We start from the raw sequence: 13,290 nt of genomic DNA, 5'->3' as shown, positions 1-13,290 counted from the left end.
GCGGCTCCGCGGGTCTCCGGTCTCCCGGGGTCAGACCTGGCTGCGGTGGAAGTTCAGGAACGAACGGGACGGCGTCGGGCCGCGCTGGCCCTGGTAGCGCGAGCCGTAGCGCTCCGAGCCGTACGGGTGCTCCGACGGCGAGGAGAGCCGGAACAGGCACAGCTGCCCGATCTTCATGCCCGGGTACAGCTTGATCGGCAGCGTCGCGACGTTCGACAGCTCCAGCGTCACGTGGCCGCTGAAGCCGGGGTCGATGAAGCCGGCCGTGGAGTGGGTGAGCAGGCCCAGCCGGCCCAGGCTCGACTTGCCCTCCAGCCGGGACGCGACGTCGTCGGGCAGCGTGATGACCTCGTACGTCGAGGCCAGCACGAACTCGCCGGGGTGCAGGATGAACGCCTCGTCGCCCTCGGGCTCGACCAGCCGGGTCAGGTCCGGCTGCTCCTCCGAGGGGTCGATGTGGGGGTACTTGTGGTTCTCGAACACGCGGAAGAAGCGGTCGAGGCGCACGTCGATACTCGACGGCTGGACCATCGCCGGGTCGAAGGGGTCGATGACGACCCGGCCCAGGTCGATTTCGGTCCGGATGTCCTTGTCAGAGAGCAGCACGCTTCGAGGTTACGTGCAAGAAAGGGCCCCGGACGAATCCGTCCGGGGCCCACCTCCGCGTCCGTCCGCGGTCAGGCCAGGAACTCCGCGGCCTCCAGCCGCATCGCCCGCGCCAGTTGCGGCTCCGACAGCTCCCGCACGTCGGCCAGCACCGAACTCCGCAGCCGTCCGCACTGCGGACAGCGGATCAACCGCCCGGGGCCGAGCCGGCCCGGACCGAGGTTCTGCATCGGGAACGTGGTGGTGCTGAACAGGTGCCCCTCGGCACAACGAACGACGGCGCGCTGCTCCATCGATCCCCTTCCCATCCCTAACCCAGTACTCACCCGTACTCACGCGCCCCGGCGGCCGAGCCCCGGGACAGCGTCACATTAGGGGATGTTCCGGACATTCCTCACCATGGCTCGCCGCCTCGGCCCCCACCCACCGGAGCACTCGCACGCGGCCCAAACAGTACGCCTCCACACCCGCCCCATGGCGCTCCGCCACGTCCGCCGGCCCCCCGTGCAACCACCGTCGCGAATGGGGTACAGTGACACTGGATCGAGCGGTCTCTGACGGCTCATCAGGCGGGCGTAGTTTAATGGTAGAACATGAGCTTCCCAAGCTTAGAGCGCGAGTTCGATTCTCGTCGCCCGCTCCACTACCGAAAGCCGCAGGTCATATGACCTGCGGCTTTCGCGTTGTCCGGGCCGTTCAGGGTGGCCGGTGGTCAGTGCGGGAGGGCCCAGGCGGGGGTCCAGGTTTCGGGGGTGGCGGGGGTGGGGGCGGCGGTGGCGAGGTGGGTGCGGAGGGTGGGCAGGGCGGGGTGGGGGCTGTCGCGGTGCCAGAGGAGTGAGTGGGGGTAGACGGGCGTCGGGTCGGTCACCGGGATGCGGCGCAGGCCGTGGCCGGCCGGCCAGACGAGGCGGGTCTGCTCGCTCATGAAGGTGGCCAGGGCCGGGGTGTCGGCGATGGTGTCGAGGAGGGCGTCGGAGCCGAAGTTGGGGCCGGTGGCCTCGATGGTGAGGCCGAACTCGGCGACCAGGTCGTCGTAGTAGGCGCCCCACTCGCTGCCGGGGAGGATGCCGGGCATCCAGATCCGGTGGCCGACCAGCTCGGCGACGGTCACCGACCGGGCGCCCGCCAGCGCGTGGGCCGGGCCGGTGAGGAGTTGGAGCGGTTCGTCGAGGACCCGGACGGACGCGATGTCCTCGGGCAGGGGCCGGCCGGGCATGGCGACGGCGCGGAAGGACGCGTCGATCGTGCCGGAGCGGAGGGCGGCGACGGCGGTCTCGATCTCCAGCAGCATCAGCACGTCGAGGTCGATCCCGGGGTGGGCGTGGTGGAAGCCGCGCATCAGGCCGGAGGCCGCCCCGCGCGAGGCGATCACGTCGACCCGCAGCGGGCGGCGGCCGGCGCGGACGGACGCGACCGCGCGCTCGGCGACGCGCAGCAGCTCGCGGGCGTGGGGGAGGAACGCCTGCCCGTCGATGGTGAGTTCGGCGCCGCGCGGGGTGCGGGTGAACAGCCGCACGCCGAGGTCGCGCTCCAGTGCGGCGACGCGCTTGGAGACGGCCTGCTGGGTGATCGCCAGGTCGACGGCGGCCCGCTGGAACTGGCCGGCCTCCGCGATGGCGGCGAAGGTGCGCACTGCTTCGAGGTCCACGTCGGCCCACCTTAGGGAACAACCCGTGGTTGTGCGGAGTGGGTGAACCGGTTGTTTGACCCGCCGCCGCGCCGCCCGGTTGGCTCGCCCCGGTCAACCTCGGTTTGTGCGGCCGAGGGCGGGACGGCGAGGGAGGGCACCGGGCATGACGGGCGGGAGACGGCTGGGCAGGCCGTTCGGCCGGCTGTGGGCGGCGTACGCGGTGAGCGCGTACGGGTCGGGGCTGGGGTTCGGGGCGCTGCCGCTGATCGCCGTACTGGTGCTGCACGCCGGCCCCGCGGAGGTGTCCGCGCTGTCCGCGGTGGGGCCCGCGGTGGGCGCGCTGGTGGCGGTGCCGCTCGCGCCGTGGGTGGAGTTCCGGCGCAAGCGTCCGGTCATGGTCGCGATGGACCTGGTCCGGTTCGCGGCCATGGCGACGATCCCGGTCGCCTACGCCTTCGGGCGGCTCGGCTTCGTCCAGCTGCTCGTGGTCTCGACCGTGGTCGCCGCGGCGAAGATCGCGTTCGGCGCGGCCGGTGGTGCCTACCTCAAGGCGATCGTCCGGCCGGAGGACCTGCTCGTGGCCAACGCGCGCTTCGAGTCCACGAACTGGAGCTCCATCGCGATCGGGCCGCCGCTGGGCGGGGCGGCGGTCGGCCGGTTCGGGCCGGTCACCACCGTGGTGGCGGACGCGCTCGGCTACCTGTTCTCCGCGCTGTGCGTCCTCGCGATCCGGGGCCGGGAGGAGGCACCGCGGCGGACGGGCGGGAGCCCGCTCCGGGCCGACGGGAGCCCGTCCCGGGCGGGTGGGGTGCTCGACGGCTGGCGGCACATCGCCGGCGATCCGGGCCTGCGGGCGCTCCACCTCAACAACATGCTCGTCGCCGGCCTGATCATGGCCACCGAGCCGGTGCTCGCCGTGCTGCTGCTGGGCCAACTCCACTTCGCCCCTTGGCAGTACGGCCTCGCCTTCGCCGCCCCCTGCCTCGGCGGACTGGTCGGCTCCCGGCTGGCCCGGCGGGTCGTGGAGCGCCACGGCCGGGACCGGGTGCTCCGGACCGTCGGCACCCTGCGCGCCGTCTGGCTGATCGGCCTGGCCTTCGTCCGCCCCGGCGTGGCCGGCCTCGTCACCGTGATGGCCGTCGAGCTGGCGATCATCGTCAACATGAGCCTGTTCAACCCGGTGCTCGCCACCTACCGGCTCGAACGCACGCCCGCGCACCTCGTCGCCCGCACCCTGACGGCCTGGTCGATCGGGCAGCAGGCGGCCATCGCCGTCTGCACCGCGCTCGGCGGGCTGCTCGCCGCCGTCACCGGCCCGCGCACCGCCCTCGCCGCCGCCGGGCTGCTCGTCCTGGCCACCCCGCTCCTGCTGCCCCGACCGGACCGGGCGCGAGCGGAGGCCGGACCGGGCACACCGGCAGAGCCGCCGCCGGGCCCACCACCAGGCACGTCACCGGGCCCACCACCAGGCACGTCACCCGTACGGAGGACACCCGCATGAACACCGAGCCGGCACTCGACCCCGCGCACACCGCGCTCGTGGTCCTGGACTGCCAACCCGCGGTGCCGGCCGCGCTGCCCGAGGCCGGGGACCGCGAGGCCCTGCTCGACCGGGTGGCGGGAGCCGTCGCCGACGTGCGCGCCGCGGGCGGCACCGTCGCCTACGCCCGGGTCGGCTTCACCGAGACCGACTGGGACGCCGTCCCGGCCGCCAACCGGTCCTTCGCCCCGCTGGCCCGGCACCGCGCCATGCACCACGAGGACCCGGCCGCCGCCGTCCACGAGCGGCTGGCGCCCCGGGCCGGCGACATCGTCGTGCGCAAGACCCGCTACGGCGCCCTGTCCACCACCGGCCTCGACCGGCGGCTGCGCGGGCGCGGCATCACCACCCTGGTCGTCGCCGGGCTCAGCACCGGTGGCGCCGTCCTGTCCACCGTGGTCGACGCGGCCGACCGCGACTACCGGCTGTACGTCCTGTCCGACGGCGTCGCCGACCCGGACCCGGAAGTCCACCACCTCCTGCTGCACCGGGTCCTCCCCTCCCGGGCCGGCGTTGTCGACACCGCCGGGCTGCGGGCCCTGCTGCGGGCCGGCTGACCGGGCGGTGGCGGCGATGGGCCCACCGCGCCCGGATCGGCAGTGTGTTCGAAGTGGCCGAGATCGATCTGGTTCCGGGGCGTCTCCAGCTGGTACCGGGCGTGTACGGCCGGCAGCCGCAGGTCGGTCGACCCGCGGCTGCCGCGCTTCGTTCGGGTGCGCCGGAGGCGGCGCCGGGTTCAGTGGCGGGCGGTGAGGCCCTCCAGGGCGGGGACCAGGGCGGTCGGGGTGGGCAGGGCGGTGTTGTCGGCCTGCAGCCGGCGGGCGGCGTCGCGCAGCTCGGCGTCGGTGACGACGCGGTCGAGCAGCGCGGTGTCGACGGCGTCGGAGGTGGAGCTCAGGGCGGCGCCGGTGGCGGTGATGGCCTCGGCGTTGACGAAGTGGTCCGCGCCCTGCGGCAGCAGCAGCTGGGGCAGACCGGCCTGGAGGGCGGTCAGCATGGTGCCCGCGCCGCCGTGGTGGATCAGCGCGTCGGCGCGGCTGAGCAGCTCGTTGAGCGGGACCCAGGGCAGGCCGCGGACGTTGGCGGGCAGGGCGCCGAGCGGGTCGAGGTCGGCGCCGCCGACCGCGAGCAGGAAGTCGGCGTCGACCTCGCCCGCCGCCTCGACCAGGCGGACCACCGAGCGGACGCCGTCGAGCTCGGCGAGCACGGTGCCCAGGGTGACGACCACCCGCGGGCGCTCGGGCTTGCGCAGGAACTCGGCCGGGACGATGCCGCCGCCGTTGTACGGGACGTAGCGCATCGCGAGGCCGTCCGGGTCGCCGCCGAGCGGGCCGATGTTGAGCACCGCGGCGATGTCCGGGCCGGTCAGGCCGTGCTCCTCGTACAGGTCGGGCACGTGCGAGGCCACCAGCTCGGCCATCGGACGGCCGGGGCTGGCGCCGAAGTTCTGCACCACCGACGGGATCTTGAGCAGGCCGGCGACCACCGGGGCGGCGGCGTGGAAGGAGTCGTGGACGATCAGGTCGGCGCCCCAGGCGGTGGCGGCGGCCAGCAGGCCGTCCAGGTCGTGGCGGGAGGCGCGGGCGAACATGGCGGCCGCCATGTCGAAGATCTCTTCCTGGGTCCGGTCGTGGTTGACGTACTCGACCTTGCCGCCGAGGAGCTCCTCGATGATCTCCCGCAGGGTCCGGCCGTCGCCGATCTCGACGACCGGGAAGCCCGCGGACCGGATCAGGTCGACCGGCTGGCCGACGGCGAACAGCACCTCGTGCCCGGCGGCGCGCAGCGCCTGGGCGGTGGGCACCATCGGGTAGAGGTGACCGGCCGCGGTGGGGCCGGTGAAGAGTATGCGCATGGTCGTCTCCTTGCGAATGTCGCGAACAAGGCAGTCTCACCTTTGGAGTTGACGTTCAGTCAATTTGATTTCGATCACCATGCGCGGTAATCAGCCTTTCTGCGGCAGGGCTTGCCCCGGGGGCGATGGTGTGCTCCGGGAGGCAGCCCGACCGGCGGGTCAGGCGGCCGTCCGCGCGGCGGCGGCGAGGAGGAAGTCCCGGACGGCGCCGGTGAAGGCCTCGGTCTCCTCGGCGAGCACGATGTGGCCGGTGTCGAACTCGGCGTAGGCGCTGCCGGGCAGGGCGGCGTGCAGCCGGCGGGCGTTCTCCACCGGGACGGTGGCGTCCTGGGTGCAGCCGATCACCAGGGCGGGGGCCTGGACGCGGGGGAGCAGCGGGCCGAGGTCCAGGTCGAGGTTGAGGGCGATGTGCCGCAGCGTGCCCGGAGTAGGCCGCATGTAGGCGGTGTTGGCCTGGACGGCGGCGCGTCCGATCCGGTTGAGGAAGCCGCCGCTGAAGGCGGTGAGGGTGGCGTAGCCGCCGAACGCGGCGGGGTCGTCGGCGAGCGAGAGCCAGGTGGCCATGGAGAGCCGCAGGTACTCGTCCTGTTCCGCGCTGATCCAGCCGGCGGCGGCGACCAGGCGGCGGACCCGCTCGGGGTGCAGGGCGGCGGTCGCGGTGGCGACGACGGCGCCGAGCGAGAAGCCGAGGACGTCGGCGGGGCCGCGCCCGGCGTCCTCGATCACGGCGGCGACCTGGGCGGCCATGGCCTCCAGGGTGAGCGGGGCGCCGTCGTCCTCGGCGGCCTCGCTGCCGGAGAGGTCGGGCAGCAGCACGGTGTAGCGGTCGGTGAAGGAGTCCAGCAGGCCGTCCCACATGGCGGAGCCGGGGCCGGTGCCGTGCACCAGGACGAGGGTGTCGGGGCCGTCGCCGACGACGCGGTAGGGGATGCGGGCGGTGCCGACGGTGATGACGGGCATGGCGGCGGGTCCTCTCGATGGCGGGTCAGAAGGCGTGCGGGAAGGGGCCGGTCGGCTGGTTCGGCCCGGCCGGTCGGCACGAGAAGTAAACTACACAGTGCAGAGCAGTCATTCAACTGCACCGTGCAGTGCAATCTGGAGGTGTGGGAACGGTGAGGGACGGAACCGGGAGGGGAACTGCCCGTACCCGCCCGCCGTCCAAGCAGTGACGGAATGCCTGCCCGGGTTGAACACCGGGAGGAGTACGGAGGGGCCCTGTGCAGTCAGGTGGTGCCGAACTGAACGTCGGATGCCCGGGCGGCCCCGGGGGCGCGCGGGTCGCGCCGGGTCGGCGACCGGGGTCCGGGACGGGTGCGGCGACGGTCGATCAACTCGACGCGGCCGAACGCTGCGAGACGCTGCTCCAGGACACCCTGGACGCCGTCCGCCCGGCGCCGGTCTGGCAGGGCGCGCCCGCGCGGGCGGGGGCCCGGCTGTCGTTGCCGGGGCGCGAGTCGGAGCTGCTCTGGTACGTCACCCGGGGCCGGGACCTCCTCACCGTCGTCTCGCTGCCCCGACGGACGGCACTGGTCGGCGTGGTGGAGCGGCACTGGCGGCGGCGCGGCTGGACGATCACCTCGCTGGACGCCGGCCGGGAGCGCCCGAGGGTCACCGCGACCACCCCGGAGGGCTATCGACTGGCCCTGCTCTTCGGCGAGTTGGGCGAGGCCGGACTGACCGCGACCTCGCCGGGAGTGGCCCGTTCGGAGCGGGGCCCGGTGCTGTCCGGGGGCGTCGACCACTGCGCGCCGCCACTGCCGTACGTCAGTTGTCCGTACTGGAGCGCGCTGGTGTAGCCGAAGGGCCCGGGGACCGGGGGAGGCGTGGAGCGAGTCCCCCCGGACTCGCTCCACGCCGCCTCGTCGCGCGGCTTCGGCGCTGCCGCTCCCCCCGACACCCCGGCAAACCCGCCGTTCCCCCCCTGGGCCACACCCTCCGGCGAGAGCGGTCCGCACAGGCCCCGGCGAGCCCCCACCTCCGGGGACGTCGTTGATCTCAAACTAACAAACCGCGTGGTTGGTTTGTCAATAGCGGAATCCACGAAACATTTACATCACGGTGGACCCTCGGCGGCGGCCGGAAAGGCCGCAGGGCCAGGGATTTACGGCCCCGCAGGGGCGGCCGCCGCCCGAACCGCCCGTGCCGGGGCGGGGGCGGGCGGCGGCGGACACCGGCCTGGAATCCGACATTCCAAGCATCATGCCAGCACGCAGTGACACCGGGCGAGCGCCCAGCGCAGCCGGGAGGAAGGGGGAGCCGGCGGGCTCAGCGCAGGCGGGGGGAAGGCGGAACCGGCGGGCTCAGCGCAGCAGTCGGCGCTCCTTGGCCACCGCCACCGCGCCCGCCCGGGTGTCCACGCCCAACTTGTCGTAGATCCGGCCGAGGTGGGTCTTCACCGTGGCCTCGCTGATGAACAGCGCCCGGGCGATCTCCCGGTTGCCCAGCCCCTGCGCCAGCTGTTCGAGGATGTCCTGCTCGCGTTCGGTGAGCTGCGGCGCGGGCGCCCGCATCTGCGCCATCACCCGGGAGGCGACCGGCGGTGAGAGCACCGTGCGGCCCTGTGCGGCCGCGTGCACGGCGGCGAACAGCTCCTCCGGCCGCTCGGCCTTCAGCAGGTAGCCGGTGGCGCCGGCGGCGATCGCCCGGGTGATGTCGGCGTCGGTGTCGTAGGTGGTGAGCACCAGGACGTGCGGCCCGTCCGGAACGGCGGTGATCCGCCGGGTGGCCTCCACCCCGTCGATGCCGTCGCCGAGTTGGAGGTCCATCAGCACGACCTGCGGTGCCAGCCGGGCGGCCAGCGCGACGGCCTCCTCCCCGGTGCTCGCCTCGCCGACCACCTCGATGTCGCCGGCACTCGCCAGCAGCGCCAGCAGTCCGGCCCGCACCACGGCGTGGTCGTCGCAGACCAGCAGCCGGACGGGAGCCGCCGGTACGGGAGTCGTGCTCATCGCTGCTCCAGGGTCATCGCTGCTCCACGGTCATCGCTGCTCCAGGGTCATCGCAGTTCCAGGGTCGTCACGGATTCAGGGGCGTCGCCGGGCTCACCGCTGCTGGAGGGGGATCGCGGCGGAGACCACGGTGCCCTCGCCGGGCGTGCTCTCCACGGTCAGCCTGCCACCCAGCTGCCGCAGCCGGGCCCGCATCGCCGGCAGGCCGTACCCGCGCCCGCCCCCGGTGCCGGCCGCCTCCGGGTCGAAGCCCTGCCCGTCGTCGGCGATGTCCAGCACGGCCTGGTCGCCGAGGAAGGACAGCGTGATCGCGGCGGCCGAGGCCCCGGCGTGCTCGCGGACGTTGGCCAGCGCGCCCTGGGCGATCCGCAGCAGCGCGGCCTGGGCGGCGGCGGGCAGCGGCACCGGCGTGCCGTCCAGGTGGAAGCGGACCGGCAGCCCGCTCTCCGCGGACTCCCGCTCGGCCAGCGCCCGCAGCGCTTGGTCGAGCGTGCGGCCGTCGGAGAGCTCCGCCGGGGCGAGGTCGTGGACGAAGCGGCGGGCCTCGGCCAGGTTCCGGGCGGCCACCTCGGCGGCGGTGCGGACGTGGGTGCGGGCGGTCGCCGGGTGGGTGTCCCAGGTGCGTTCGGCGGCCTGGAGCAGCATCTGCTGGCTGGACAGGCCCTGCGCCAGGGTGTCGTGGATCTCCATCGCCAGCCGCTCGCGCTCGGCCAGGGTGCCCTCCCGCCGCTCGGTGGCGGCGAGTTCGCGCCGGGTGCGGACCAGGTCGGCGATCAGCGCGCGCTGCCGGGCGGCCTGCCGGGCCATGAAGAGGAAGACGCCGGTGGCGAGTCCGGCCACCGCGGGCGGCAGCAGGACGAGCGTGGCGTCGGTGCCGCCCGGCAGCCGGATCTCGGCGATCACCACCAGCAGGGTCAGCGCGCCGACCAGCGGGATGGCGGCCTTCGCCGGCAGCGCCCGCAGCGCGGTGTAGATCAGCGGGACGGCGCACCAGGCGAAGCTCGGCGCGAGCAGCACCAGTACCACCCAGAGCGCCACCACCACCGCCGGCGGCCACCGGCGGTGCCGGCCCGGGGCGGGCGGCCGGCGGTGGTCCAGCCAGGACCCGGCCGGCTGGGCGACCGCGAGGGCCGCGCTCAACCCGATCACCCAGGGCGCCTGGGCGCTGCCGGAGTGGTGGCTGAGGTAGCGGTTGAGCGAGGCGGCGAGCAGCAGCAGGAAGGCGGAGTCCAGCAGCAGCGCCAGTCGGCCCGCGTCCGGGTCGCCGGCGTCGTGGCCGAGGACGCCGGGACGGGCGGCGCCGGTGCGGTCCGCGGCGCGGCGGCCGGCGGTCGGGCGGGGCTGCTGCACGGGTGGCTCCTGGCTGAACGGGGTGGTGCGTGCGCGGTCGGCGCCGGTCCGTTCCGAGCCGCGGCTACCCGCGGCCACCGGCGTCGACCCGCGTCGACCTGCGCCGATCCCTCGATGGTGACCCGTCCGGCCCGGGTCCGCATCAGCCGATCGGTTGACGCCCCCGTCCACCATCGTGCCCGGCCGCCCGCGCCGGACCGCCGATGTGGCGGCCCCTGCCCCGGGCGGAGGATCGAAGCACGCCGCCGGACGATCCCCGCAACGGTCCGGCGGCCCCCCGAACCCCCGCCCCACCCACCCCGCAGATCCGCTGAGGAGCTGGACCATGAAGAAGACCTCCGTGCGCACCCGGGTGCTGACCGGCACCGTCGCCGCCGCCGCGCTCGCCGCCGCCACCGTGGGCGCCGTCTCGGCCAGCGCCGAGTCCACCGACACCCCGGCCGCCCCGGCCGCCGTGAAGGCCGACACCCAGAACAAGAACCTGGCCCAGAGCAGCGGTCTGACCATCGACGCCGCCACCCGCGCCGCCCAGGCCGCCCTGGACGCGGCCACCAAGGCCGGCCAGCACGTGTCGGTCGCGGTCGTCGACCGGGACGGTGTCACCCGGGTGCTGCTGAAGGGCGACGGCGCCGGCCCGCAGGCCCCGGTCTCGGCCGAGCGCAAGGCCTTCACCGCGGTGTCCTGGAACGCCCCGACCTCGGAGCTGGCCAAGCGGCTGGCCCAGGCCCCGAACCTGAAGGACATCCCGGGCACCCTGTTCCTGGCGGGTGGGGCCCCGATCCAGTCGAAGGGCGCGCCGATCGCGGCCGTCGGTGTCGCGGGCGCGCCCAGCGGGGACCTGGACGAGCAGTTCGCGCAGGCGGGCGTCGCCGAGCTGGCGAAGTGACGCCGGGCCCGGCCGGCCGGCCCCTCCCGCAACCCGGGCGGACCGGCCGGCCGGGCCACGGTCTCGTTCGGGTGAACGACAGGAGGGTCGCCGCAGAACACGGGATGACCCTTCGAAAAGCCGGTGCCGCTGTCAGTGGCGCGTGGCAGGCTTCCCGGTATGACGGCGTGGACCCTCAACGACATCGAACGTGCGATCCGCTCCTCCTGGGGTGTTGACACCTGTGCGCCCGAGGATCTGGCCCACTGGCGTCCCGACAACCCCGCCCGCGGCCAGTGCGGGGTGACGGCGATGGTGGTGCACGACCTGCTCGGCGGCGAGCTGATGATGGGCGAGGTGCACGTCGACGGCGTGCGGACGGACCTCCACTGGTGGAACCGCTTCGCCACCGGCTTCGAGATCGACCTCACCCGTGAGCAGTTCGGACCGGACGAGTTGGTCGGCCCCGGCCGACCGGTCGCCCGCCCGGCCCGCCCCGGCCGGCTCCAGGCCCAGTACGAGCTGCTGCGCGACCGGGTGGTCGCCGAACTGCAGCGCGGTGCGGCCGCCGACCGCCCCCGGATGCGGGCCGCCCGCGCCTGCGCGTGAGCCGTGGCCCGGCCGCGGGTGCGCCCGGCCCCGGCCGCGATGCACCGTGCCCCGGCAGCGGTACGCCGACCGGTCCACCCACGGGGCCGCCGCCTCCCTGACGTACAGTCGGTCGCACACGAGCGGCGGTGACGAGGGGAGCGGGCGGATGACGGGGCGGACGATCGGCTTCGTGGGGCTCGGAGCGATGGGGCGCGGCATGGCCGGCAGCCTGCTCCGGGCCGGCCACACCGTACGGGTCTGGAACCGCTCGCCCGAGCCGGTGGCCGCCGTGGTGGCCGAGGGCGCGGAGGCGGCCGGCTCGCTCGCCGAGGTGTTCGCCGCCGACACCGTGGTCTCCATGCTGGCCAACGACACGGCGGTCGAGCAGCTGCTGCTCGACCCCGCGCTGCTGGCCGGCGCCTCGGCGACCCTGCACGTCAACATGGCCACCGTCTCGCTCGCCCTCGCCGAGCGGGCCGAGGCGCTGCACGCCGAGCACGGCATCGGCTACGTGGCCGCCCCCGTCCTCGGCCGGCCGCCGGTCGCGGCGGCGGGGCGGTTGAACCTCCTGGTCGCGGGCGCGCCCGAGCTGCTGGAGCGGGCCGATCCGCTGTTCGCCGCGATGGGCGAGCGCACCTGGCACTTCGGCGAGAGCCCCCGGCAGGCCAACACGGCCAAGATCAGCACCAACTTCCTGATCGCCTGCGCGATCGAGTCGATGGCCGAGGCGTGCAGCCTCGCCGAGGCCAACGGCGTCCGGCCGACCGACCTGGTCGAGATGCTCACCGGCACGCTCTTCCCGGGGCCGATCCACAGCGGCTACGGCGCGATGGTGGCCGAGCGCCGCTACGAGCCGGCCGGGTTCCGGCTGCCGCTGGGGCTCAAGGACGTCGGCCTCGCGCTGGAGGCGGGCGCCGCGCGCAACGTCCCGCTGCCGTTCGGCAGCATCCTGCGGGACGCCTTCCTGGACGCGCTGGCCCACGGCGACGGGGACAAGGACTGGGCGGCCGTCGCCGCCGTCGCCCGCCGCCGGGCCGGACTGCCCGACTGACCGACCGGCCGCCGGCCCGGCCGCTCCCGGGTGCCGCCCGGCTCCGGACCGCCACCGCCACCGGCGCGGAATAAACCGGCGTTCGACGGCTGCTCACCCCTGCGTCCGCACCGTACGTACGACGGAGGAGTCCTGATGGCCGATCAGCCGTCCGGCGCCGAGGCGCCGCGCCGTTTCCTGTTCCTCGACGCCAGCGCGCGCACCGACGGCAACTCGGCCCGGCTCGCCCGGCTGGCCGCCGAGTCGAGCCTGCCGGCCGGTGCCGAGCAGCGCTGGCTGCGGCTGGACGAGCACCCGCTGCCGCCCTTCCGGGACCTGCGGCACACCGGTGACGGCAGCTACCCGGAGCCGGCCGGCCACGAGCGGACGCTGCTGGACGCCACCCTGGCGGCCACCGACCTGGTCTTCGTCGCGCCGCTGTACTGGTACTCGCTGCCGACCAGCGCCAAGCTCTACCTCGACTACTGGTCGGCCTGGTTCCGGGTGCCCGGGGTGGGGTTCCGCGACGCGATGCGCGGCGGCACCGTCTGGGGCGTCACCGCCCTCGCCACCGAGGACGACAAGGCCGAGCCGCTGATCGGCACGCTCCGGCTGACCGCCGACTACATGGGGATGCGCTGGGGCGGGGTGCTGCTCGGCACCGGCACCCGGCCGGGCGACGTGCTGGCCGACGAGCGGGCGGTGATCGCGGCCAAGTCCTTCTTCGCGGGCTGATCCTCCAGGGGGCGCGGGGGTACCGCCCGCCGGGCGTGTACCCGTCACCCGCCGGACGCCGTCGGCGGTCACCCGTCGGCGGTCCTCCGGTGCGGAGCAAAAGCCGTACGGGGTGCCAGAGTTGGACGATTCGGACAGGC

14 protein-coding genes and 1 tRNA gene are annotated in these 13,290 nt (G+C 74.7%); 8 read left to right on the top strand and 7 right to left on the bottom strand.

Annotated elements, in window-relative coordinates; translation table 11 throughout:
* Positions 1-30 precede the first annotated feature (30 nt).
* Together dcd and ACZ5GH_RS18050 are read right to left on the bottom strand one after the other, a co-directional pair.
* Positions 31-606 carry a dCTP deaminase gene (gene dcd, locus ACZ5GH_RS18055; protein WP_387752162.1) on the bottom strand — a complete coding sequence of 192 codons (576 nt, stop codon included), beginning with the start codon at positions 604-606 and terminating at the stop codon, positions 31-33.
* Positions 607-677: 71 nt separating this feature from the next.
* Positions 678-899 (bottom strand): hypothetical protein, encoded by a 222-nt coding sequence (locus tag ACZ5GH_RS18050; protein WP_174315667.1) that lies wholly within the window; start codon positions 897-899, stop codon positions 678-680.
* Between the two features lie 276 nt (positions 900-1,175).
* Between ACZ5GH_RS18050 and ACZ5GH_RS18045 the strand changes: the two genes are divergently transcribed.
* Positions 1,176-1,249 (top strand) — tRNA-Gly (locus tag ACZ5GH_RS18045).
* A 69-nt stretch (positions 1,250-1,318) separates the two neighbouring features.
* Here the strand turns inward: ACZ5GH_RS18045 and ACZ5GH_RS18040 are convergent.
* Positions 1,319-2,254 carry a LysR family transcriptional regulator gene (locus tag ACZ5GH_RS18040; RefSeq protein ID WP_464334759.1) on the bottom strand — a complete coding sequence of 312 codons (936 nt, stop codon included), beginning with the start codon at positions 2,252-2,254 and terminating at the stop codon, positions 1,319-1,321.
* Between the two features lie 145 nt (positions 2,255-2,399).
* Here ACZ5GH_RS18040 and ACZ5GH_RS18035 point away from each other — a divergent pair, with 145 nt between their 5' ends.
* Both ACZ5GH_RS18035 and ACZ5GH_RS18030 read left to right on the top strand, forming a co-directional pair.
* Positions 2,400-3,737 carry an MFS transporter gene (locus ACZ5GH_RS18035; RefSeq protein WP_464334758.1) on the top strand — a complete coding sequence of 446 codons (1,338 nt, stop codon included), beginning with the start codon at positions 2,400-2,402 and terminating at the stop codon, positions 3,735-3,737.
* Positions 3,734-4,333 (top strand): cysteine hydrolase family protein, encoded by a 600-nt coding sequence (locus tag ACZ5GH_RS18030; RefSeq protein ID WP_464334757.1) that lies wholly within the window; start codon positions 3,734-3,736, stop codon positions 4,331-4,333. The genes ACZ5GH_RS18035 and ACZ5GH_RS18030 overlap by 4 nt, the downstream gene beginning before the upstream one ends.
* Before the next feature lie 179 nt (positions 4,334-4,512).
* Here ACZ5GH_RS18030 and ACZ5GH_RS18025 read toward each other — a convergent pair whose 3' ends face one another.
* Together ACZ5GH_RS18025 and ACZ5GH_RS18020 are read right to left on the bottom strand one after the other, a co-directional pair.
* Entirely contained in the window at positions 4,513-5,631 is a 1,119-nt protein-coding gene (locus ACZ5GH_RS18025; protein ID WP_464334756.1) for a nucleotide disphospho-sugar-binding domain-containing protein, read from the bottom strand.
* 159 nt (positions 5,632-5,790) lie between these two features.
* Positions 5,791-6,591, bottom strand: coding sequence for an alpha/beta fold hydrolase (locus ACZ5GH_RS18020; RefSeq protein WP_464334755.1), 801 nt, complete (start codon positions 6,589-6,591; stop codon positions 5,791-5,793).
* 257 nt (positions 6,592-6,848) lie between these two features.
* On the opposite strand from ACZ5GH_RS18020, the gene ACZ5GH_RS18015 reads away from it, so the two are divergent.
* Positions 6,849-7,427 carry a hypothetical protein gene (locus tag ACZ5GH_RS18015; RefSeq protein ID WP_464334754.1) on the top strand — a complete coding sequence of 193 codons (579 nt, stop codon included), beginning with the start codon at positions 6,849-6,851 and terminating at the stop codon, positions 7,425-7,427.
* Positions 7,428-7,931: 504 nt separating this feature from the next.
* Here the strand turns inward: ACZ5GH_RS18015 and ACZ5GH_RS18010 are convergent.
* Together ACZ5GH_RS18010 and ACZ5GH_RS18005 are read right to left on the bottom strand one after the other, a co-directional pair.
* On the bottom strand, positions 7,932-8,579 hold the full coding sequence (locus tag ACZ5GH_RS18010) for a response regulator (protein ID WP_387752178.1): 648 nt from the start codon (positions 8,577-8,579) through the stop codon (positions 7,932-7,934).
* Positions 8,580-8,672: 93 nt separating this feature from the next.
* A complete protein-coding gene (locus tag ACZ5GH_RS18005) occupies positions 8,673-9,929 on the bottom strand; it encodes a sensor histidine kinase (RefSeq protein ID WP_387752181.1) in 1,257 nt (418 codons plus the stop codon).
* Between the two features lie 325 nt (positions 9,930-10,254).
* Between ACZ5GH_RS18005 and ACZ5GH_RS18000 the strand changes: the two genes are divergently transcribed.
* The 4 genes from ACZ5GH_RS18000 to ACZ5GH_RS17985 all read left to right on the top strand — a co-directional run bounded on the left by ACZ5GH_RS18000 (position 10,255) and on the right by ACZ5GH_RS17985 (position 13,150).
* A complete protein-coding gene (locus ACZ5GH_RS18000; RefSeq protein WP_387752183.1) occupies positions 10,255-10,815 on the top strand; it encodes a GlcG/HbpS family heme-binding protein in 561 nt (186 codons plus the stop codon).
* Positions 10,816-10,974: 159 nt separating this feature from the next.
* Entirely contained in the window at positions 10,975-11,403 is a 429-nt protein-coding gene (locus tag ACZ5GH_RS17995; RefSeq protein ID WP_387752185.1) for a YunG family protein, read from the top strand.
* Between the two features lie 148 nt (positions 11,404-11,551).
* Positions 11,552-12,436, top strand: coding sequence for an NAD(P)-dependent oxidoreductase (locus ACZ5GH_RS17990; protein ID WP_387752188.1), 885 nt, complete (start codon positions 11,552-11,554; stop codon positions 12,434-12,436).
* A gap of 135 nt (positions 12,437-12,571) precedes the next feature.
* On the top strand, positions 12,572-13,150 hold the full coding sequence (locus ACZ5GH_RS17985; protein ID WP_387752190.1) for an NAD(P)H-dependent oxidoreductase: 579 nt from the start codon (positions 12,572-12,574) through the stop codon (positions 13,148-13,150).
* Positions 13,151-13,290: the final 140 nt, after the last annotated feature.

Source organism: Kitasatospora sp. Xyl93 (assembly GCF_055383135.1).
Note: the sequence above shows the minus strand (reverse complement) of the source record. Positions and strands in the feature narration are given on the sequence as shown.

Excerpts from the sequence above, each read along its gene's own strand:
- ACZ5GH_RS18050 (WP_174315667.1), bottom strand. The coding sequence starts at position 899 with ATGGAGCAGCGCGCCGTCGTTCGTTGTGCCGAGGGGCACCTGTTCAGC.
- ACZ5GH_RS18035 (WP_464334758.1), top strand. The coding sequence starts at position 2,400 with ATGACGGGCGGGAGACGGCTGGGCAGGCCGTTCGGCCGGCTGTGGGCG.
- ACZ5GH_RS18025 (WP_464334756.1), bottom strand. The coding sequence starts at position 5,631 with ATGCGCATACTCTTCACCGGCCCCACCGCGGCCGGTCACCTCTACCCG.
- ACZ5GH_RS18010 (WP_387752178.1), bottom strand. The coding sequence starts at position 8,579 with ATGAGCACGACTCCCGTACCGGCGGCTCCCGTCCGGCTGCTGGTCTGC.
- ACZ5GH_RS17990 (WP_387752188.1), top strand. The coding sequence starts at position 11,552 with ATGACGGGGCGGACGATCGGCTTCGTGGGGCTCGGAGCGATGGGGCGC.
- ACZ5GH_RS17995 (WP_387752185.1), top strand. The coding sequence starts at position 10,975 with ATGACGGCGTGGACCCTCAACGACATCGAACGTGCGATCCGCTCCTCC.
- ACZ5GH_RS18030 (WP_464334757.1), top strand. The coding sequence starts at position 3,734 with ATGAACACCGAGCCGGCACTCGACCCCGCGCACACCGCGCTCGTGGTC.
- ACZ5GH_RS18020 (WP_464334755.1), bottom strand. The coding sequence starts at position 6,591 with ATGCCCGTCATCACCGTCGGCACCGCCCGCATCCCCTACCGCGTCGTC.
- ACZ5GH_RS18000 (WP_387752183.1), top strand. The coding sequence starts at position 10,255 with ATGAAGAAGACCTCCGTGCGCACCCGGGTGCTGACCGGCACCGTCGCC.
- ACZ5GH_RS17985 (WP_387752190.1), top strand. The coding sequence starts at position 12,572 with ATGGCCGATCAGCCGTCCGGCGCCGAGGCGCCGCGCCGTTTCCTGTTC.